Raw genomic sequence first — 22,173 nt, 5'->3', positions numbered from 1 at the left:
AACGAAGCACGATAAGGCCATGGAACAAAAAGTAATTCCAACATTATATGAATGGGCAGGTGGAATGCCCATTTTCGAAAAGCTAACGACTCTTTTTTACACGAAAGTCTTGTCGGATCCGCTTTTGGAACCGGTTTTCAAACATATGTCGCCCAAACATCAGTTACACGTCGCGCATTTTCTTGCCGAGGTTTTCGGCGGGCCGGAAATGTACAGCACGCAGGAAGGGAGCCATTTCAAGATGATCCAGAAACATTTATCCAAACACCTGACCGAAGCCCATAGACAGCGCTGGGTCGCATTGCTGTTGGAAACGTCCGACGAAATCAACCTCCCCGACGACCCCGAATTCCGCTCAGCCTTCGTCGCTTACATTGAATGGGGCACACGCATCGCAGTGCTCAATTCCAATGTTGATGATCTGACAATGAACCCGGACGAACCCATGCCAAAATGGGGCTGGGGCGTTCCGGGTGGGCCGTTTATTGGATAAGTTCATCATTACTGCCACTAATATCCAGAAACAAATATTCCTCTTTAAAATCGATTTTATTCTGGCTTAGTATAGCAACATATTCCTCTCGAAGAGACTTTTTCTTATGATGAGCTTCCTGATTCAAAATGTATCGGACGATAATGTCAAAATTATGATAGTCAACTGAAAAGGCACCATAACCCTCCTGCCATCGAAATTTCTTTTCTGTAAATCTATTTTTATTTACAAACTCTGAGCTGTCGCCTTTCACTAATCTCATGAGCTCAGACAAGGATTGATGTGTGTTAAAGCCAACGAGCATGTGAAGGTGATCAGCAACGGAATTGACAATCATCATTTTATGTCCGTTCCCCTGAACAATTCCCGTAATGTATTTATGAAGCGCATCCTTCCATTCCGGACGAATCAGCGCTTCCCTGAATTTAACGGCAAATACAAAGTGGACATAAATACAAGTGTAGGTGTTAGCCATATTAAACTGAGTTTTTATAGTGATAAAACTCTTAATACGCAGCATCCAAAATTCGGTCACAAAGTTTCCTAAAAAAATATTCCGACTTCTCTGCATCATCACGCATATACAGGTAGCCCCGCCGGGGCAAGAAGGCCAAGAAAGCATCTCGGGGGTAGGTAGCAATAGGTAGTGCCTTTGGCACATTAAATGCCCCAGCGTGCTATCTATCACTGGGAACGAGTAACCAACAAGAACAACGCATGCCCCAGAGGGGCTACCCATTACCAGCAACAAAGCCAACCCACAAGACAAGCGCATGCCCCAAAGGGGCTACCCATCACCAGCAACAAGTCAACCAACAAGACAAGCGCATGCCCCAGAGGGGCTACCCATTACCAGCAACAAGTCAACCAACAAAAAAAACGCATGCCCCAGAGGGGCTACCTATCACCAGCAAAAAGCCAACCCACAAGACAAGCGCATGCCCCAGAGGGGCTACGCGAAAAGTATGTTGATTGATAAACAAAAAACAGACAACAGCGTGTGCGTAATACACATAAAGTGAACAGTTTATGTCGATTTTTGGAGAAAACTAAAATTTAAAAAACGCTATAAATAGCTCAGCCACCATTTTTTGTTCCGCTCCCGGTAATTCCCAAACCACCGGCATGGATAATAAAGGGCGAGGACAATGGAAATCCATATTAAATACACCATTCCCAGGCTATAACCGAAATCGTTCGGGCGGAATTTGAAGAAAAGATCCGGTGCGGTCGCCTGCGCCCAGGTGTAGCCCGAGGACAAAACGGCGATCATTGTAAGCAAGTGAATAAGATAAAAGTGCAGCATGAAATAGAAAAAAGGCACTTTTCCGTAAACAGTAAAAAAACGCGTCAATTTATTGTCGGTATGCTCCGTAAGCGCTAGTAAGATTAGAATAGGGCCGAGTGTCATGAGGGTAAAAATGAGCGAAGGCGGATATTTGGACGCATTCATAAATGATAAAAACGTCCTCATCCCTTCCGATTGCGTGCTCCACAGCGACTGGTCTCCGTAATAATTAACGAAGCGCAGAACCAGGAACAGCACAATGGCGGCAACACCCGATTGCAGCAATATTTTTTTGCGTTTTTGTTCGGGAAATGCACGGTTATAGATCGTCCCCAACCCATATCCCGACATCATAATCCCGGCCCAGGGCAATATCACATACAAGAAAGCAATGTTCCCGCCATCGCCCCTGGGCACAAATCGCCCGGCACCCGTCATAAAAATGCCCAGGAAAATGTCAAGCCCTGAGCCGGGTGCAGCTTTAATCAGATCGAAGAGATTATGACCGAAAATCAGGATCAAACCTGAAATCAAAATGGCTTTGGGAGAAAGGAAACGCACAAACAAGCCCAAAACAAGCATACTGGTCCCCAAAGCCCATAGCACGGCCAGAAAAATGGTTTTGAATGTCACGTCGAATGAAAACGCAAATGTCATGAAAGTCAGCTCAACGAAAATGAGCCACAATCCGCGTTTCAGGAGAAAAGAGGAAGTTTCAGCACTAGTTTTATTTTGGCCGGATAAATAGGCAGAAATGCCGGAGAGCAGCATGAAAGACGGCGCACAAAAATGCGTGATCCAACGGGTAAAAAACAATGCTGCGTTGGTTGTGCCCGGATCGAGCGGATCGGCGGTAAATGCGGTGATGTGAAAATAATCCCGCACATGGTCCAATGCCATGATGACCATAATGAGCCCACGAACCGTATCAATGGACTTTACGCGCAAGGAGATTCCGTTCGTTGACATACAACCAATGTTTCCGGTAAGAGTGATTTGATTCACTAAGAAGCTTCGGAAAGTGCTGGTTTACTGATCCTAACAGTTCGGAATCGCCTTGCTAAGCGTATTTTACAAAAGTGCGGCTCCGAAAACCCCTGCGCTGTCGCCCAACTTTGGTTTAAGGATCGGAGTGGTTACAATGCCCTTGTTGAAAATGTATTTTTTAATTCTTTCGAAACCTGCGGTGTAAAGCAGCTCAACATTCCCAACGCCACCGCCGATCACGATCAATCCCGGATCCAGCACATTGATTAATGTAGAAATGGCGCGGCCGTAGAATTCGAGCAGACGTTCAATCGTTGCTTTTGCAAATTCATCTTTGCCTTCGTGATATCTTTCCAAAATCACCTTCATCGTGAGTTTTTCGCCGCTAACCTGCTCATAATAACGTTCCAATGCAGGCCCGGAAATAACTTGCTCCACACAGCCGGCTTTCCCGCAATAGCAAGGTTCACCATTTTCTTCCAGAATGTTATGGCCCCACTCGCCACCAATTCCATGATGCCCGGCAATGATTTTATTGTTCACCACCAATCCGCCTCCCACGCCTGTGCCCATGATCACACCAAATACAACTTCCGCTTTGGGATAATCCTTTCCGGCACCGATCAGCGCCTCGGCCAACGCAAAACAGTTGGCGTCGTTCGCAAGCTGAACGGGAATGCCCAGAATTTTTTCAAGATCTGCTTTCAAGGGCATGCCATTGAGACAGATCGTGTTCGAGTTTTTCATCAACTGCGAATCCGGCTCCAGGACTCCCGGCGTAGCAAACCCGATCCTGGTCGGCTTCTCTCCCACTTGTTCCGCAACCTGATCGATCAGCTTCTTGATCTGTGATAATATATGTTCATAGCCATTGGCCGATTCCGTCGGAAGTCGCATGCGTACAACCACTTCCAGGTTCCTGTCCGGATCCAAAACGGCACATTCTATCTTTGTTCCTCCTAAGTCTATTCCCCAGAGCTTCATAATTATAGTGCTTCCGGCCAGCGGCTTTCAGCTGTCATTTTTAATATTTATTAATTGATTTAAAACTTCAAGAGCACATTACTGCACCTTATAATATTTGTAGCCAAACAAGAAAATCACTGCATAGCAAATAATCGGCAGATAATAAGCATGTGCCACATCAGACTCCGCAACAGCGCCCATTGCGAACGGGAAAAACGCGCCACCCACAACACCCATCGAAATAAATGAGGAAGCCTGCTGGGTATGTTTCCCCAAGTTTTTCAATCCTAGACTGAAAATGGTCGGGAACATGATGCTGAAAAAGAAGTTAAGCATCAGCAGTGCAATGAACGATGGCCAGCCCAGGCTTTGCGCGATAATAAGGCACATAACAATATTACAAGCTGCGAAAATCGCCAATATCGTGTTGGGAGCGATGAAACGCATCAGGAATGTCCCTACAAAACGGCCTGTAAGCATTAATACGAAGAACAGGATCATATAATTACCGGCTACAACGTCGGTAAAGCCCATTTTCTCGTGACCATAATTGATAAAGAACGCCCATGTTCCAGCTTGTGCTGCTACGTTGAAAAACTGCGCTATCACCGCCCATTTGAAATGCCTGTGGTCAAAAAGCCCTTTTTCAGGATGTGTATCCACATTGGCTGCTGCGGGATCATTAACCACGTGCGGATCAGTAAGGGCAGGCACTTTTACGAATGAGAATAAAACGGCGATCGTGGCAATGACGCTTCCGATCACAATGTATAATGTTTTTACAGACGTAAGGTCCGTGCTTCCTTCCACATTGTTTCTCAACAAAAAGTAAGAACCCACAGCAGGCCCGATGATCGTTCCCAAGGCATTGAAAGCCTGTGCAAAATTGATCCGCATATCACTCGTACGCTGGTCACCAAGCGACGCTACAAAAGGGTGCGCAACGGTTTCCAATGTAGAAATACCGCAACCCAGAATGAACAATGCGCCGCCAAAGAACGGAAATGACGCCGCCGCAGCTGCCGGCACAAACAGGAACGAACCCAATGCAAAAAGCGACAAGCCAAAAAGCACGCCATTTTTATAGCCAAACCGCTTCATGAAAAGCCCTGCCGGAATCCCCATGACGCCATATGCGCCGAAAATCGCAAATTGTACGAATGCTGATTGTGTTTTGGTAAGACTTAATACGTGTTGAAAATGTTTGTTCAAAACGTCGCCCATCGTGATGGCAATTCCCCAGAACATGAACAGGGACGTTACAAAAATGAGGGTTATGAGATATCTGTTTTCAGTGAATCGGGCTTTTGTGGGTTCCACGGTTGAGGAATAGTTGCTCATTTAGCTGAATAGTAAAATTTAATGTAAGGTAGATTCTATTTTTTTGAAATGTAAATTAGAGAAATTTAATTGGAAGGATTTGGCTTTTTACTGAAATAGTTGCTCATAAAAAGCAACTGATATTGTACGGCATTGGTCCAGTAAGGCCAGTTATGCGCTCCCGGACGAACGAGATAATCATGGGGAATATTTCTGTAAACAAGCTGGTCATGCAACTTTTCATTGACCTGAAAAAAGAAATCATCCACGCCGCAGTCGATCATGATCGCGAGTGAATTGGGAGTCAGCAGATGCAGCATATTGATGACCGTGTTTTTTTCCCATCGTTCCGGCTGATCGGCATATTTTCCCAATTTGTCGGCCATGTTCCAGTTGTTGGGAAACGGCCTGATATCCACGCCGCCGCTCATGCTTCCCGCCGCGCCAAAAATATCCTGATGTCTGAATGCCAGGTAAAGCGCGCCATGCCCGCCCATGCTCAAACCGGTAATGCCACGTCCTGTCCGATCTTTTACCGTTTTATATTTTGTATCGATAAAGGAAACCAGCTCTTTGGAAATATAAGTCTCAAACTGTGACTGCGCATCAACCGGGCTATCCCAATACCAGCTGCCATAACCGCCATCAGGACACACAATGATCATATTATATAGGTCCGCAGCCTTTTCAAAACCTTTGGCCTTTGAAATCCAGTCGGCATAATTGCCGCTGTATCCATGCAGCAGATAAACCACCGGATATGTCCGTGCAGCATCATACTGAGATGGCTTGATTACGACTGTTTTAAGGTTTTTTTTCATGATGTTACTGTAAACCTGAACGGTGTCGACAGTGGCTGCCGAGGCGGAATGGCAGATAAATGCGCTAATCAGAAGGATAAACAGGGTGTTTCTTTTCATAAACTTTTGAGAAAAATTTCTACAACTTCAAGCTATACATGATATCAATTGATCAAATATTGTAGAATTCGGGGAATAATAACGCCTTATTCTCCATCTTAAAGGCTGGCATTCTAATTGATAGAACATTCATTATCGCAAATAACTCTAACTCAAAAAATTAAAACAATGGGAAATCTTCTTTATACAATAGCTGTCATTTTGGTCATTCTGTGGCTGATCGGCTATTTTGGCTTTGCCAGCTTTGGAATGGGTAACATCATTCACATTCTTTTGGTGATTGCAGTTGTTGCAATAATTCTTCGATTGATTCGTGGCGACAGGGTTGTGTAAGGAAAACACCTAATGAAGAAAAGGCCCGGAATTTATGTTTTTAACATATTTCCGGGCCTTTTTCTTATTCTTTCATTCTCTCGATCTTCCGATTACAGCAGATCCTTAATACGCACCCACACATTTTCGGCTAGGATTTTATGCCCTTCCTCGGTTGGGTGAATGCCATCCGGCAGGTTAAGCTTGCTTTCGCCACCCACGCCTTCAAGTAAGAAAGGAATTAGCGTAATTTTATTTTTATCAGCAATCTCAGCATACACGGCCTTGAATTCCGATGCATATTTCTGACCCATATTAGGTGGAATTTGCATGCCGGCCAGCACGAGCTTGGCATCAGGATATTTCGCACGCACCTTATCCAGAATGGCTTGGAGGTTTTTCCGCGTTTCGGAAACCGGAATGCCTCTCAATCCATCATTACCACCCAATTCAAGCACAAAAATGTCGAGGGGTTGTTTCAAAAGCCAGTCAATGCGGCTGTTACCGCCCGATGTTGTTTCTCCGCTTACGCCTGCATTGATCACCTTATAGTTGAGTCCGAGGGAATCAATGCGTTTTTGGATTAATCCGGCAAACGCCTGGGAAGGATCGTCGAGTCCGTATCCGGCGGTGAGGCTGTTTCCAAAAAATACAATGGTCTTTTTGGTGGTGGCCGGGGTTTTTGCAGCAGTTGTTACAGAATCCGTCTGTTCGGCAGTTTCTTTATTTTCACTGTTACAGGAAGTCAAAATGGCCGCGAAAAGCAGCATTTTGACCATAAAAACGAAGCGATTAATCATATAATGGTATATTTATGTGCAATCTAAATCCAAAAGAACCAAATTGGAGTAAATCAAGTTGCCCCAGTTCAGCACCGCGGAAAACATAAAATTAAAAACAATTGATGGATACCATACTCGATCTGCAACAGGTTAGTAAAATATATAAAAGTGGCGACCGTTCCCTGACCGTTTTAGATAATATAAATTTTTCAATCGCAGCCGGTTCAACCATGTCGATCGTGGGGCCGTCTGGAAGCGGAAAAACGACTCTTTTGGGCTTGTGTGCGGGATTGGACCGGTCTACATCCGGAACCGTCGAATTGCACGGAACGAGGCTGAATGGCCTGAACGAGGATCAGCTGGCGGCTGTCCGAAACCAGTATGTAGGGTTTATTTTCCAAAATTTCCAATTGCTTCCCACCCTTACCGCGCTCGAAAATGTGATGGTTCCGCTGGAATTGCGAGGCGAAAAGAACATTAAGCCGCGTGCGCTGGATCTGCTTGATAAAGTGGGCCTCGCAGAAAGAAGTCACCATTATCCTACCCAATTATCCGGCGGGGAACAGCAGCGCGTTTCCCTGGCCCGAGCATTTTCCAATAAACCACAAATCCTTTTTGCCGACGAACCAACAGGAAACCTGGATGCAGAAACCAGCGAAAAAGTCGTAAAACTACTTTTCGACCTTAACCGGGAAGCCGGAACGACGCTCGTGCTGGTCACGCACGACCTGGAACTGGCGGCAAAAACGCAACGCATTATCCGTATTAAAGGCGGCAAACTGGTTGAATGATGAATCAAGATAAAATTAATTTTCCCTGGTTATTACAAATGGCGTGGCGTGACAGCCGAAAAAACCGTTCGCGGCTGTTACTTTTCATTTCCTCGATCATTCTCGGCATTGCCGCGCTTGTGGCTATTTATTCCCTGGGCGATAATCTCAGATTAAACATTGATAACCAGGCCGCAACATTAATCGGCGCCGATCTGGCGCTTAACACCGGCAAACCAGTTGAAGGTAAGGCCAAAACGCTTGTAGATTCTCTTGGAAAAACCAGGTCTGAGGAGCGCAGTTTTGCTTCCATGATTTATTTTCCCAAAAATGGCGGAAACCGGCTTGCCCAGGTTAAGGCGCTGGAAGGGGATTTTCCTTATTATGGAAAGTTCGAAACCATTCCCGTTACTGCCGAACAGACATTCCGTTCGCGACAAGAGGCACTTGTAGACCAGAGCCTAATGCTTCAATATCAGGCCAAGGTAGGCGATTCGATCAAGATCGGCAATGTTACTTTTGCTATCGCCGGGATTCTGGAAAAAGCACCGGGTTCAACGGGGCTTACGAGCACGGTTGCGCCCTCTGTTTACATTCCTATGCGCTATCTGACACAAACGGGTTTAATGCAGAAGGGAAGCCGCGTTGCTTATCGTTACTATTACAAATTTGCGCCCGAAACAGATGTCGAAAAGCTTGCAAAAAAGCTGGAACCGCGATTTGAAGCGGGTGATCTGGATTACAAAACCATTCAATCCCAAAAAGAAGACACTGGCAGGTCGTTCAAAGATCTGACGCGTTTCCTGGCATTGGTAGGATTTGTAGCATTACTTTTGGGTTGCATTGGCGTGGCGAGCGCGATCCACATTTACATTCGTGAGAAACTCAATTCCATTGCCATTTTGCGGTGTCTGGGCGTAAAAGGTTCTCAGGCGTTTTTGATTTATTTGATCCAGATTGCGGGAATCGGCATCATTGGTTCCATACTGGGTGCCATTCTGGGCACGACCATTCAGCAATTTTTGCCGATCGTGATCAAGGATTTTCTGCCTTTTGAACTTACTACGGACATTTCCTGGCTTGCGATCGGTCAGGGTTTGGCCATTGGTGTGCTTATTTCCATTCTGTTTGCATTGCCTCCGCTCGTTTCTATCCGCAAAGTTTCCCCGCTGAATGTGCTGCGTGTTTCACTGGATGCGGTAAAAATGGAGAGAGATCCTTGGGCCTGGGTTCTTTACGGCCTGATCGTCCTATTTATTTATGGTTTCGCATTTCTTCAAATGCAAACGTGGATTGAAGCTTTGATTTTCACAGCCAGCATTCTGGCGTCATTTGCCGTGCTTTATGCCTTTGCAAGTTTGCTGATGTGGCTCGTACGCAAGTTTTTCCCGACATCGTGGAGCTATTTATGGCGACAGGGACTGGCAAATTTATACCGTCCCAATAACCAGACTTCCATCCTGGTCGTCTCCATCGGCCTTGGCACCTGCCTGGTTTGTACATTGTTTTTTGTTCAAACGATCTTGTTGAACCGGGTCAAGATGTCGTCAAGCGGAAACCAGCCTAACATTGTCCTCTTCGACATTCAGGGTAGCCAGAAAGAAGCTGTGCTGGCGATTGCAAAAGCACAGAATATTCCTGTTAATCAAAATGTTGCGATTGTAAATATGCGTTTGGAAGAAGTAAACGGAAAGACCGCTTCGGATTTCGAGGGCGACACAACAGCCGAACAATCGCGCCGCATCTTCGGCCGGGAATACCGGGTAACATTCAGGGACTCATTAAGTTCTACAGAGAAACTGACCAAAGGAACATGGAAAGGCACTTACAAAAGCACCGACGGCCTTATTCCCATCTCGATTGAACAAGGGTTTGCAGACCGTAGCAGGCTCAAATTAGGCGACACGCTGATCTTCAACGTGCAGGGAACCATGATGTCGACCACCGTTTCCAGTTTCCGAGAAGTGAACTGGGGCGAAGTGCAGACCAACTTTTTGGTTATTTTCCCAACGGGTGTGCTGGAAGAAGCGCCCCAATTTCATGTTATGCTCACACATGTGCCCAATCCCCAAGCATCGGCGGTTTTTCAGCAGGCCATCGTTCGCCAGTTTCCCAACATTTCGATCATTGATCTGGCATTGGTGCTCCGCGTTTTGGATGATATTTTTAATAAAATCGGCTTTGTGATCCGTTTTATGGCTGGTTTCAGCATTCTCACAGGATTAATCGTGCTCATTGCCTCCGTGTTGATCAGCAAATACCAGCGATTACAGGAAAGTGTGCTGCTCAGAACGCTGGGCGCGAGCCGGAAACAAATATTTTCGATCACGGCTTTGGAATACTTCTTCCTTGGATCGCTGGCCGCATTTACCGGCATCTTACTGTCGCTGATCGGGAGCTGGTTATTGGCAAAATTCAGTTTTGAAGCAGAATTTAAGCCTGAATTCTTGCCCGTGTTAATTGTCTTTTTATTCGTGTCCTTCATGACAGTTTTCATTGGCCTGATCAACAGCCGCGGCATTCTATCCCGTCCGCCCTTGGAGGTTTTGCGCCAGGACGTGTAGGATCTTGCGGCTGATTTAACAATTCCTTAAACTCAAATTGTTTTCACAAGAAGCAATTACAACGACTTTTGCGTGCAATTGCCGATTGTGGCTGTGCGTGGGGTTTTTGATGCTTTTCCTGTTGGTTTCATCCTATAAAATCTTCTTATTTTTTCAAACGTTTGCATAAAATTTCAAACGTTTGCATAGCCTATAAGGGAATTTCTATTAAATATTTTAAAAATACAATTTGTAATCTTGCGTAACCAGAACCCTAAAAATTCCTCATATGCCTGTTCGAGAATGCGCATCCTACCTTTCATTAACAATTCAACCCAATAATTTGATCTCATGAAAAAAACTTTGACTCTATTAGTCAAAACCGGGACACTTAGCATTTGCCTGTTGCAGGGCGCGGCCGTTTATGGCCCCAATGCAACAGCAGCGGCTATTGTACCGGTTTCGGGAAGTTCATCAAAGCTTGTCGGAGCAGACTTGCGTGTAATGCAGGACGTTACGCTCACAGGAAAAGTGCTTACAGACGGCACAAACGACGGGTTACCTGGTGTTACAGTGGTTGTCACACCCGTTTCCGGCGGCACAAAACAAGGCGCTACAACGGATGAGAATGGTGTTTTTACCATTCAAACCCTGCAAACAGGAGTACGTTACAATCTGGAATTCAGCTATATAGGCTTTGAGAAACAATCACTGAACGATTTTTTGCTTACAGAATCCAACGCCAGTTCGATTGAAATTAAGCTGAAAGAATCAACATCCAACCTGAGCGAAGTGGTTGTTGTAGGTTACGGAACAACTGTAAAGAAAGACATTACCGGATCCGTTAAGTCTTTGAAAAGCAGTGATTTCAATACGGGTATCATTAACTCGCCGGAGCAATTGCTGCAAGGTAAAGTTTCTGGTGTGAACATTACTTCGGCGACCGGTGAACCGGGTGCTAAAACCAGCATTACCGTTCGCGGCCCGGGCGGTATCCGTACAGGAAGCACGCCGCTCTTCGTGGTAGACGGAATGGCACTGGATAACAGCGGAACAGGTGGTGATACAAACCCATTGAACTTCATCAATCCGCAGGACATTGAGTCGATGGATGTGTTAAAAGATGCTTCTGCCACAGCTATTTATGGTGCGCGTGGTGCTAATGGTGTCATTTTAATTACAACTAAAAAAGGAAAATCGGGACAAGCCAGCGTGACTTATTCCGGATCACTGGGCATTTCTAAAATGGCACGTCCGCTGGATGTGTTATCAGGCCCGGAATTTCTTACAGAGGCTGCCAAATTGGGCGGCACGGTGATCGACGGCGGTGCCGATACGGACTGGCAGAAGGAAATCTCCCGCAATGCAACCACGCATAACCACAACATTTCGGTAGGCGGAGGAACGGACAAAATGACCTATTACGGATCATTTGGGTCGCAGAAGCAGCAGGGGATTTTGAAAGGAAGCCAGCAAGACCGTTATACCGGACGCATTAATCTGTCCCAAAAGTTGCTGAATGACCGCGTAACGCTTGATTTTAATTTGAATGCAACCAATACGAAAAACAAACGGCCAAACATTCAGGGCATGATCGGCGGCGCTATCACGGCGAACCCGACCTACGCACCCTACGATGATAATGGTGAACCCTTTCAGTATCAGGATGGGACGAATCCATTGATTCCGCTGAAATTGTATAAAGAACTTCTGAACACCAACCGGGTTCTGGCGTCTATTTCGCCTTCCGTAACGATCATTAAGGGACTGGTTTACAAGCTCAATTTTGGTTTGGACAACTCCACGGCAACGCAGGACAAGCAAACATTGCCCAACGCGGTTCCATTCGAGATTGGCCGTCTGGAAAATTATCAGATCAAAAACAGCAACAGCCTGATCGAAAATTACCTGACGTATACAGCAAACAGTAAAAACCACAGTTTCAGCGCACTGGTTGGCCACTCCTATCAACGTATTTCGTTGTCCGGCAAGAATTTCAGCATTAATAAATTCCCGATTTCGGACATTGAGCCTATTAATAACCCTAATCTTGGGCAGGATCTGACATTGATTTTGAACGCACCCGGCGGTTATGCCCGGATCAATGAGCTCCAATCGTTTTTTGGAAGGGTTAATTATGGTTTTAAAGATAAGTATCTGGCTACGGCAACACTTCGTGTGGACGGTTCGTCGAAGTTTGGAGCGAACAACAAGTATGGTTATTTCCCATCATTCTCATTGGGATGGCGGATTTCTGAGGAAGCATTCATGAAATCATCTCCTTTCTCAGACCTGAAACTTCGCGCAGGCTGGGGATCGACAGGAAATCAGGAAATTCCTTCCAAAATCACACAAGCCCGTTTCACCTCGGTGGTCTCACCTACAACAAGTTACCCAATCGGAACAGGCTCGTACCCTGCCGGAACGACCAACACGCGGCTTGCAAACCCAGACATTCAGTGGGAAGTGTCCAAACAAACGGACATAGGACTTGACTTCGGATTGTTCAAAGGCGCATTGAGCGGAGAAATCGATTATTTTACCAAAACATCTGAAAAAATACTCTTGGAAGTAATTCCAGCCGATCCTATTCAGCCAGCAGGGGTTTTCTGGACGAATGTGCCAGATATGAAAATCAAGAACCAAGGGCTTGAAGTGGATCTGAGTTACCGCGAATCGCTGGAAAACGGACTGCGTTATTCATTTGGCGGTAACATTACTTTTATCAAAAACAATGTAACAGGTTCCCCTTATTCTGTAATTCCGTCGGGTTCGGCGCAAGGCCCGGGTCTCACATCCGCGACAATCAACGGATACATTAATAGTCAGCCGATCGGAACATTCTTCCTGAAAGAATTCACTGGCTTTGACGAAAAAGGCATCAGCACGTTCAGGGACGTGGATGGCGACGGAATTGTTACGGATAAAGACCGCATTGCTGCCGGAACTGCCCTTCCTACCCGGATGTACAATTTCAATGGTAATGTGTCCTTCAAAGGCTTCGACCTGACTGCCAATTTCAATGGTGTTGCAGGGAATAAAGTTTACGACAACACAGCCAATTCCAATTTCTTCAAGCTGAGATTGTCCAAAGGATTGAATGTAACACGCGAATCTTTTGCAGACGAAGCTGAATCGGTTAACAATTCAGCGCCTGTTTCCACAAGATATCTGAAAAACGGCGCTTATCTGAGATTGAACAACCTTGCACTGGGCTATAACCTGAACACTGCGAAACTGGGAATCAACAAATGGGTGCAGACCGTGCGCGTGTCGGTTACCGGCCAGAACCTGGTGGTTTGGACCAAATACACGGGTTATGATCCCGAGGTGAACAACGACCGCAATATCAATGAAATCACATCATACGGCGTTGATTATCTGAGTTATCCGAAGGCTAAAACAATTCTTTTTGGTCTAAACATTGGCTTTTAATAAATAAAAGATGAAAAAGAAATTATCACTCATATTTGCGGTTGCGAGCTTACTATTTGTCACAAATGCCTGCACCGATCTAGAAGAGCAGGTTTTGGACGAAACGCTCAAAGCCAATTTATCTCCCGACGAAGCGGCCAACGGCCTTATAGCGCCTGTGTACGCATTGCTTCCCAATTTATTCCAGCATACGACCTATTTTGCCCTTAACGAAATATCCACGGACGAGGCCATCCTGCCCTACCGCGGCGGAACCGACTGGGGTGATAACGGGATCTATCTTGCGCTGCACCAGCACAACACCACCGCCACGGATCCGAATGTTACCAGCACCTGGAACACATTATCGCAATCAATTTCACGGTCTATCACGGCTATCAGCGGTTTAAAAGATTCCAAATCTGCTACTGCGGCACTTTATGCTGCGGAAGCGCGTGGAATGCGCGCCTATTATAACATGATCATGCTGGATATGTACGGCGTTGTATTCGTGAAGGATGATCCAAACGTTGCCTCGGTCATCATAAGAGGTGATGAAGCTGTGAAATACATTGAAAGTGAGCTACTTGCTATCGAACCGGTTGTTCAACCTAAGTCGGCCGTTGGTCCCGGAAGGCTGAACCAGGTGGCTGTTTGGGGACTTTTGGCGCGCTTAAACTTGAATGCAGCTGTTTACCGCAACATTTACGCACCTACATTCGAGTTCCGCGCTGAGGATATGGACAAAGTGATCCAGTATACGGACAAGATCATTGCCTCCGGACAAGCGAAATTATCGCCCGACTATTTCTCCATTTTTGGTAACCAAAATCACTCGAACCAGGAGCTGATCTTCGCAGTGGATCAGCGTTCAGATTTGAACGGGCACAACCGTCTGGCTTACTTTTCAATTTCCGGCGACCAATTCCCACTCGCTGCATTCCCAGCCGCAAACGGAACTGACGGACCAGGCATCACATCCGACTTTTACCAGTCGTGGGTGCAGGCATATGGCTCTGTTGATCCAAAGCGTGATCCGCGTTTTTACCAGGAAAATATGTCTGTGTATTCCAATGCAGCCGATACTTGCGTAAAAGATTCGGATTATAAGATCAATCGCGGCATTTTACGTGGTCAGCAATATGGCGCATTGCGTGTGAATGGTGCATTTTTGAGATGTCCTGATGGTCGTTTGAAAGTGGGTAAATTGGCTTACATTACCCGCAACCGGGCCGATCTACCAGTTAGTTTCGGCGAGCTGGTTGACTTTACGACGGCTGGAAGTAACTATAACACAGGGTTTCGCGTAGCAAAATATGAGTTTGGCAGCGAATCTAACACAGGCCGTAACAAAGGGGATGCAGACATTGTAATCCTGCGTCTTGCTGACATATACATGATGCGTGCCGAAGCCAAATTGCGCAAAGGCAACGACGCCGCAGCAGCATTGGCAGACGTGAACATCGTCAGAGCTTCCAGAACTGCCACCACGCCGCCACCCGCATTAACTTCGATGAACCTTGACCTGCTTTTCCGCGAAAGAGGTTTTGAATTCTACTGGGAAATGCTCCGCCGCAGCGACATGATCCGCTTCGGCAAATACGAAGGCAAATGGACTGAAAAATCGAATGCGGACGTGAAGAAAAGGATCTTCCCAATTCCACAGACTGCTATTGACGGTGCGTCGAACACGCCTGGGTATTTGGTGCAGAATCAGGGGTATTGATGTTTTGACATTTATTTTAAATGCAAAGAGCAGCTGGGTTCCCAGCTGCTCTTTGCATTTAAAATAAATGTTAATTCTTGTTTGTCTTCGCTTCAACTCTTGCAAGTCTGGAAAGTAATCTTTTTACAAAAACCTGACTTTCTCTTTCCAGTTGATCCCTGTATGGAGTACCAATCTTACCATAAACCTCATCTTTTACTTCGTCCCAAGTTCTAATGTCCTTCATGCCAAATTCATTTAGTGTGCTATGTCCTACCAGTGTATTAACCTAGATGGAATGAATTCACAAATATTTAATTCATCGCTCGTTTCAATAAAAACAATCGTATACTTTTTCTTGTACACAATGCATTTAAAGCCCATGAATGCACGATCCGGGTCGCGGCATGTACCAAAGGATCTTTCAAAATGGGCCAATTTTAAAATGAAGTCGTATACTTCGTCTGTAAATTTATCAGCCGTTTGAATAAGTCCCTTAGATTCAATAAATAAGGCAACAGCTGCAATACTCTCACTTACTGACTGACGAATAACTACTTTTCTGAGGCCCATTCGTTAATCAGCTTTTTGCTGTAAACGCGTGCTTCTTCGACGGTAAATGTTTTTTCAGGCTTCCATTTTAACGCTGCATTCTTTTGCAGCTCTTTAAAATTTTCTTCTGGAATGGCGACAAATTTCTTGTCGTCGATGATTAGTTCTCTCATGAGAGTTCTGTTTTTCATAATTCAATTTAGAAAAAAGTTCAGTATTATCAATAGCTTTTTCCTGAACGCAACCCTTGCGTCACCTATTAGACGTCACTTCCAACAAACGGTCACAAAATTTTTTTTCAACTCAGCTCTGAGTCAACATTATCAACAGCTTGCGAAGTTTGGCTGGGTTCATGGATAAGGTTTTCGCCGTAAGTGTTGACGAAGGTTTGTTTTACCCGGGTTGATTTCTGTAAATAAGGAATAATGAGCGCAGCGGTAATGACTTGTCGCACAATATCGCGACCTAATCCATCGCTGGCGGTCGTAACGATGTCACCAAAAAGTAAGCTGGTAACCAGTGAATCAGCAAGGACGAAGAGCAGATTAGCGCCTAAAAAAATCGAGAAAAAGTAGGGAAACGAATCCCGCTTCTTGAAAAATAGGATGCTGATAAACGAAGCAAAGGCGATAAAAACGACATTAAGCAGCATTTCTACTACCAGGAATATTTGATATAAAATCAACGAACCTGAGTCGCCATACCCGGCAATGGCGTTCCATCCTGATTTCGTGAAATACACCCCTCCCAGATTCACTAAGATTGATGCCAGCAGGACAAACGGCTGGACAGCCATCGAAAATGAAATAAAAATCAGCCAGCCACCAATTTCCCTCGCCGGATAATGATACTGACCTGCCAAAGGGGAATATCGGTAGCATTTTCGAAGTGCAACTATGGTTGCTGCCAATGTGAGCAACGCCAGAACGATCATCCACCAGTTTGCGTCATCGCTACCCACATTGCTCACGCTGCTAATCCCCGGATCCGAAAGCTGAAATTCCAGATTATTGGTGAGCTTTTCTATATCCTTCCTGTACTCCGCGGCCTGTGAAAGTGCCACATGATCCTGCAAAGTTTCATAGTCGTAGGACAGCTCCCATACGTTCTCAGCCGCAATAAACTGTGATTTGAACGCGATCCTGTATGCGGCACGCTCAATATTCCAGGATTCGGATGGAACATTCCATGGCCCCGGCATGTGAACGCGGATCGTGTAGGTGTTATGGTAAGGATATTTCAGATGGATAGGGTCTTTGCGCTTTCGGTTTGGTAAGATCGTGAGCTGATCATAAAGTAATTTTCCCAAAACATTGAAATAATACTTTTTCCGAGTGCTATCAAACTGCCAGGCGTTTTTCATGGAATAGCGCTCCACTAACGAGAAATTATTGGCCTCACGCTGATCGTAATATTCCAGCGTATCCGAAATCTCGAACTGCGCATGCTTATAAGTATCACGATAGTAATTCAAATAGTTTTCCTCATTTTCAGCCTGCACACTTTCCTGAAAATAGGAGCGCATCTCATCGGCATCCTTCTGAAAATAAACCGTTTTTGCTTGTATCAAGCCAGTTAACGACGTATCTCCGGGAGCGGGCAGATAAATGTCTTCTATGGCGGTGACATAACCCGGATGTTGCAATGGAACGGACATTGGCTTTTTTTGCCCAGCTTTCAGAAGCAATCCCTGGCCGTAAGCTGGAAAACTGAACGTAGATAATGTGCCGCCTTGCAGCGAAACGGTTGCGTCCGCAAAGATGAATGCGTCGGCATCATTTAAACGCGGGCCCTCGTCCCTGATCCGGATTCGAACAACGACATGGTTGAAGTCGGTTGGCGCAGGCAGATATTCTGATAACCGTGCGCCTTTGTAACTGTCGACCAGAAACGGATCGCATTCAATGGCATTGTAACGCAGGATGGCGCAAAGTAAAAATGCTTTGTCTTTGCAATCGCCATATCGTTGCGCAAACACATCCTCCGGACGGTGCGGCTTGTGGGAATTCTCGCCTGTTTCAATGCCCAGATAACGAATCTCGTCTTGAACAAACCGGATTGCCTTTTCAATAAATTCAAACTTTGTATTGCTCGACTTCTTCCATTCCTCGACCTTGGCTTTCAATGCGCCACCAATAGGAGGTGTTTGGTAAAAGCCAAGTCCCCAATTAACAACTTCTTCCCAGCTTGCAAATTCGCTGATTTGAACAAAAGGTTGTTTATTATACCAGTAAGGCACATAATCATCGTACGGAATGTTCTTTACATTTTTCAGATCCCATTCGTAGACATCATTGTCGCCGCTGGCTTTTACTGTTTTTGCAGGGGGATTATTGAATTCCCGCAAAAAGATTTTTCTCCCTTTTTTTGAAATGACAGCAGCGTGAATGTGTGATGTATAATCGAAACTGTAAAAGCTCAGACTCCCGGAATATTTGTTTTGAAAAACAGGATTCCAACCGATGCGCGAGTAAGAAATCTCAATTTTATCACCCTTACGGATATCTTTCAAAATCAGCGACGCGGCGTAATATCCATTGTAAATAAACCGTTGGCGATCAGTTTCGACGGGAATTACTTTGAAGTCAGATACATTCATTTGCGGAATGCGCTGTCCATTACGTATGACTGCAACATCATGAATATCAATGTGTTCGTAAAGCGGATCGAAAGTCACTGAAAACTCAGAACCGTTCTGGATGCCCGCTTCTGTGACGATTTCCCGCACAAACTTTTGATAAGTCGTTTTCTGGTCCAGGTTGATTTGCGTGTCCACAAAAGACATGTAATAACCACCCGAAACATCTTTGGCCGACGCAGCCTTACCAGCCGGGGTCACAGGCAGCAACCAGGCGGGGGCAGGTTTCACATTTACTGATGGGACGGCAGCCAGATTTAGTCCGGAAATAACAAGAAAAAACGCCAGCAAGCAGGATTTGACAGAGGCAGAGTTGGGTGTCAACTGATAGAAAGGAAGATAGATAAAGGATTTTCGAATGTAGAAACAATTTTACAAAGTTTCAACATTGAATACCTTCAAATCCTAAGCGAACTCTCCCTTATTATCAACTCCGAAGGCAGCACAATGCTTTCATGCTTAAAATCCTCTGCGCCATTCACTTGATTTAAAAACAGCCTCGATGCTTCCATGCCAATCTTCCGGCCGGGGCGGCTTACGGTAGTTAATGATGGAAATGTATATGCAGAAATAGGTGAGTTATCGAAGCCTACCAATCCTACGTCCTGCGGAATGCGGAGTCCTTTGTCTTTTACAACCCGCATCGCTCCGATCGCAACCTGATCATTGACGCCAAAAATGGCATCTGGCGGCATGGCCATTTCCAGCAGCCTTTTGGTAGGAACTATGGCGCTTTCGACTTTGAAATTAGTGTTGATAATAAATTCCTCCTGAACGGGCATGTCATATTTTTTCAGGCAATCCACGTAACCTTTGAAACGTTGCTCGCTCACCGTTAGGCCATTAGGGCCTTTCAAATGCGCAATGTTTTTATAGCCAATGTTGATCAAATGTTCAACGGCCGCAAATGCACCGTGGTAATCGTCAACGGTGGCTCTACTCGTCTCAAAATCCTCATATTCACGGTCAATGAAGATCAATGGTGTTTTTCTCTGGATCACACTTTCCAAATGCTCGTAATAACCTGAGTCATAAGTCTCTTGCGAAACGGATAGAAAAATTCCTTCGGTGCGGTTGGAAAGTAATTTGGCTAAATATTCTTTTTCCAATGCATAATTCTCATTGGTCACACAAATGTTGAGCGTGTAACCCATTGGCTGCAATGCCTGATGAAGGCCTTCAATGACAGCAGTTTCGTAGTAATTACTGATTGTCGGAACGACGACGCCTAGCGAAGCCGTTTTTTTATTTAACAGGCTCAAAGAGACTTCATTCCGCTGGTAACCCACTTCCCGGGCATATTCCTGGATGTTTTTTCTGGTGTCCTCATTGATCGCCGGGTGGTCGTTTAATGCGCGGGAAACGGTGGATGGCGAGCAGCGAAAGCGTCGGGCAATGTCTTTAATGGTAACGGGTCGTGAGGAATTCATTTGTATCATTATGGCAATTAAAACTTTGAAATTTTTTCAAACGTTTGCATTCAATATAAACATATTTACATTTTGTGTTTAATTTATACAACACTATCATTGTGTACAAATGTAACGAATAACCACAATGAGTGACCTGCTAGTTAAACCTGCGCCTGACCAAAAGACCTATCATTCCCTTACGAGCGATCAAGCCGGTTGGACTTACCTGAACTTCGAGGCTAAAATACTGGATGTAAACGAACAAATTTCAGGAAACACGGGCGAATACGAGTATTGCTTCGTTTTGCTGGGCGGAAATTTCAAAGTAGAAGCTGCCGGACAAATCTGGGAAACGAAAAATGGCCGCAAAGATGTGTTCAGCGGAATCGGTCATGCAATGTATTTATCAAGAAATACAGAATATGTTTTAACTGCGCAATCGCCTGAAACGGACATTGCGATTTGCTATGTGGCGTCCGATGAAGACCATCCGCCCCGCATGAAGCGGCCGGAAGAAGCAGCCATTGAATATCGCGGTGGCGACAATGCAAACCGGCAGATTAACAGCTTGTTGGAGCCTGGTTTTGATTGTCACAAGATCGTTTGCGTGGAAGTTTACACGCCATCCGGCAATTGGAGCTCTTTTCCAGCCCATAAGCACGATGTGCGCACGGAAGATGAAAACGGAAACCTGATAGAAGCGAATTTAGAGGAAATTTATTTTTATAAAATCGACAAACCGCAAGGTTACGCGATTCAGCAGGTCTACACCGAAGACAGGTCATTGAATGAAATCGTGCGCGTGCATCATAACGAAGCGGTGCTTGTGCCAAAAGGTTACCATCCCGTTGTTGCCGGACATGGTTACAATGTTTATTATCTCAATTTCCTGGCCGGAAGCGACCAATCTTTGGCCAACACATCAGATCCTGATCATGACTGGATTTACGGAACCTGGAAGGGCTCCGATCCTCGATTGCCGATTGTGACGGCTGAAATGAATGGCCAATAAGTACGCCGCACTCTTCCTTACTAAATCTCCGCAATGAAAAAATATGACTTACTGACCCTCGGCCGCTCGTCTATCGACTTGTATTCGGCCAATGTGGGCAGCCCTTTTGAAAAAATAGAGGCATTCAATGCATTTGTGGGCGGTTGTCCGCTGAATATTGCCACCGGTGCACGCAGGCTGGGGCTGGACACCGCCATCCTGACAGGAATCGGCAATGATCAGGTTGGGAATTTTATCAAACATTTTCTTGATCAGGAAGGCATTGTTACGGATTGGGTTCCTACCATCGAAGGAACGCGAAGTTCAGCCGTTGTGCTGGGCATTGAGCCGCCGGATCGATTTCCCCTTGTTTATTACCGTGAAAATTGCGCCGACATTAACCTGAACCTGGACCACGTTGATGCCATTCCGTTCGGTGATTTTAAGGCTGCTGCATTTTCTGGAACTGCATTCAGCAAAGATCCCAGCCGCACTGCAATGTTTTATGCTTTGGAATTGGCTAAGAAAAACAATGTTACCCGGTTGCTGGACATTGATTTCCGTGCTGATCAATGGTTTGATCCAAGGGCATTTGGCGTCACGATCCGTGCAGCATTGCCCAGTTTCAACATTGTCGTGGGAACGGAAGAAGAAATCCTGGCCACATTCCTGACTGATAAAGAGCAACTGCTCATCAAGCACCAGCAGATTTCCGCTCCTGAAATCCGCGGTAACATTGAAAATGCAATTCAGGAAATCATGCTTTCTGGCGTGGAAACATTGGTTGTGAAGCGTGGGAAAGATGGTGCTTCGATTTTTCAGCCCGGAAAAGAAGAGGTTAAGGTGCCTGGGTTTCCTGTTGAAGTTTTGAATGTATTGGGTGCGGGCGATGCCTTCTGTGCTGGATTTTCTTTTGGATTGCTAAGCGGATGGGACCTTTATCAAAGTGTACGAATGGGCAATGCTTGCGGGGCGATCATTGTGACGCGCGAAGGCTGTGCCAATTTTATGCCGACCCGTGCCGAAGTTGACCAGTTCGTTGCGGCTTACGGCGGCTTGTAATGTTTCAATCCCAAGCAA

19 protein-coding genes are annotated in these 22,173 nt (G+C 45.6%); 8 read left to right on the top strand and 11 right to left on the bottom strand.

Annotation, left to right across the window (positions count from 1 at the left end; translation table 11 throughout):
* Window positions 1-19: 19 nt before the first annotated feature.
* Window positions 20-493: a group II truncated hemoglobin gene (locus tag L0659_RS11340; RefSeq protein ID WP_235126100.1), complete on the top strand. Its 474-nt coding sequence runs from the start codon at window positions 20-22 to the stop codon at window positions 491-493.
* On the opposite strand, the gene tnpA is transcribed toward L0659_RS11340, so the two are convergent.
* The 5 genes from tnpA to L0659_RS11315 form a co-directional block, all read right to left on the bottom strand.
* On the bottom strand, window positions 483-968 hold the full coding sequence (gene tnpA / locus L0659_RS11335) for an IS200/IS605 family transposase (RefSeq protein ID WP_235126099.1): 486 nt from the start codon (window positions 966-968) through the stop codon (window positions 483-485). The two genes, L0659_RS11340 and tnpA, sit on opposite strands and share 11 nt — an antisense overlap.
* Before the next feature lie 591 nt (window positions 969-1,559).
* The gene (locus L0659_RS11330) at window positions 1,560-2,750 is read right to left on the bottom strand and encodes a DUF1624 domain-containing protein (RefSeq protein ID WP_235126098.1); all 1,191 of its coding nucleotides are present in this window, start codon (window positions 2,748-2,750) and stop codon (window positions 1,560-1,562) included.
* A gap of 102 nt (window positions 2,751-2,852) precedes the next feature.
* On the bottom strand, window positions 2,853-3,752 hold the full coding sequence (locus tag L0659_RS11325) for an ROK family protein (protein WP_255727145.1): 900 nt from the start codon (window positions 3,750-3,752) through the stop codon (window positions 2,853-2,855).
* Between the two features lie 78 nt (window positions 3,753-3,830).
* Window positions 3,831-5,075 (bottom strand): L-fucose:H+ symporter permease, encoded by a 1,245-nt coding sequence (gene fucP / locus L0659_RS11320; RefSeq protein ID WP_235126097.1) that lies wholly within the window; start codon window positions 5,073-5,075, stop codon window positions 3,831-3,833.
* A gap of 65 nt (window positions 5,076-5,140) precedes the next feature.
* Complete coding sequence (locus L0659_RS11315; RefSeq protein WP_235126096.1) at window positions 5,141-5,974, bottom strand: alpha/beta hydrolase family protein; 834 nt, start codon at window positions 5,972-5,974, stop codon at window positions 5,141-5,143.
* A gap of 168 nt (window positions 5,975-6,142) precedes the next feature.
* Between L0659_RS11315 and L0659_RS11310 the strand changes: the two genes are divergently transcribed.
* On the top strand, window positions 6,143-6,307 hold the full coding sequence (locus L0659_RS11310) for a lmo0937 family membrane protein (RefSeq protein ID WP_157486687.1): 165 nt from the start codon (window positions 6,143-6,145) through the stop codon (window positions 6,305-6,307).
* 92 nt (window positions 6,308-6,399) lie between these two features.
* Here the strand turns inward: L0659_RS11310 and L0659_RS11305 are convergent, their stop codons facing one another.
* Window positions 6,400-7,086 (bottom strand): arylesterase, encoded by a 687-nt coding sequence (locus L0659_RS11305; protein ID WP_235126095.1) that lies wholly within the window; start codon window positions 7,084-7,086, stop codon window positions 6,400-6,402.
* A 104-nt stretch (window positions 7,087-7,190) separates the two neighbouring features.
* Here L0659_RS11305 and L0659_RS11300 point away from each other — a divergent pair, with 104 nt between their 5' ends.
* The 4 genes from L0659_RS11300 to L0659_RS11285 all read left to right on the top strand — a co-directional run bounded on the left by L0659_RS11300 (window position 7,191) and on the right by L0659_RS11285 (window position 15,521).
* Entirely contained in the window at window positions 7,191-7,859 is a 669-nt protein-coding gene (locus tag L0659_RS11300; RefSeq protein ID WP_026630386.1) for an ABC transporter ATP-binding protein, read from the top strand.
* Entirely contained in the window at window positions 7,856-10,402 is a 2,547-nt protein-coding gene (locus L0659_RS11295; protein WP_310590699.1) for an FtsX-like permease family protein, read from the top strand. Before L0659_RS11300 ends, L0659_RS11295 begins: the two co-directional genes overlap by 4 nt.
* A gap of 330 nt (window positions 10,403-10,732) precedes the next feature.
* A complete protein-coding gene (locus tag L0659_RS11290) occupies window positions 10,733-13,816 on the top strand; it encodes a SusC/RagA family TonB-linked outer membrane protein (protein WP_235126094.1) in 3,084 nt (1,027 codons plus the stop codon).
* A 10-nt stretch (window positions 13,817-13,826) separates the two neighbouring features.
* Window positions 13,827-15,521 (top strand): RagB/SusD family nutrient uptake outer membrane protein, encoded by a 1,695-nt coding sequence (locus tag L0659_RS11285; RefSeq protein ID WP_235126092.1) that lies wholly within the window; start codon window positions 13,827-13,829, stop codon window positions 15,519-15,521.
* Window positions 15,522-15,591: 70 nt separating this feature from the next.
* Here the strand turns inward: L0659_RS11285 and L0659_RS11280 are convergent, their stop codons facing one another.
* The 5 genes from L0659_RS11280 to L0659_RS11260 all read right to left on the bottom strand — a co-directional run bounded on the left by L0659_RS11280 (window position 15,592) and on the right by L0659_RS11260 (window position 20,120).
* A complete protein-coding gene (locus L0659_RS11280) occupies window positions 15,592-15,747 on the bottom strand; it encodes a hypothetical protein (RefSeq protein ID WP_235126090.1) in 156 nt (51 codons plus the stop codon).
* Window positions 15,748-15,773: 26 nt separating this feature from the next.
* Window positions 15,774-16,073, bottom strand: a complete 300-nt coding sequence (locus tag L0659_RS11275) for a hypothetical protein (RefSeq protein ID WP_235126088.1) — start codon at window positions 16,071-16,073, stop codon at window positions 15,774-15,776.
* Window positions 16,055-16,225, bottom strand: a complete 171-nt coding sequence (locus L0659_RS11270) for a hypothetical protein (protein ID WP_235126086.1) — start codon at window positions 16,223-16,225, stop codon at window positions 16,055-16,057. The genes L0659_RS11275 and L0659_RS11270 overlap by 19 nt, the downstream gene beginning before the upstream one ends.
* A gap of 125 nt (window positions 16,226-16,350) precedes the next feature.
* Window positions 16,351-19,014, bottom strand: coding sequence for a DUF3857 domain-containing protein (locus tag L0659_RS11265; protein WP_235126085.1), 2,664 nt, complete (start codon window positions 19,012-19,014; stop codon window positions 16,351-16,353).
* A 74-nt stretch (window positions 19,015-19,088) separates the two neighbouring features.
* A complete protein-coding gene (locus tag L0659_RS11260) occupies window positions 19,089-20,120 on the bottom strand; it encodes a LacI family DNA-binding transcriptional regulator (protein WP_235126084.1) in 1,032 nt (343 codons plus the stop codon).
* Between the two features lie 127 nt (window positions 20,121-20,247).
* On the opposite strand from L0659_RS11260, the gene iolB reads away from it, so the two are divergent.
* Entirely contained in the window at window positions 20,248-21,114 is an 867-nt protein-coding gene (iolB, locus tag L0659_RS11255; RefSeq protein ID WP_235126083.1) for a 5-deoxy-glucuronate isomerase, read from the top strand.
* 33 nt (window positions 21,115-21,147) lie between these two features.
* Window positions 21,148-22,155, top strand: a complete 1,008-nt coding sequence (gene iolC, locus L0659_RS11250; protein WP_235126082.1) for a 5-dehydro-2-deoxygluconokinase — start codon at window positions 21,148-21,150, stop codon at window positions 22,153-22,155.
* Window positions 22,156-22,173: the final 18 nt, after the last annotated feature.

The organism is Dyadobacter sp. CY347, from assembly GCF_021502655.1.
In the GTDB taxonomy this organism is placed as follows: domain Bacteria; phylum Bacteroidota; class Bacteroidia; order Cytophagales; family Spirosomataceae; genus Dyadobacter.
Note: the sequence above shows the minus strand (reverse complement) of the source record. Positions and strands in the feature narration are given on the sequence as shown.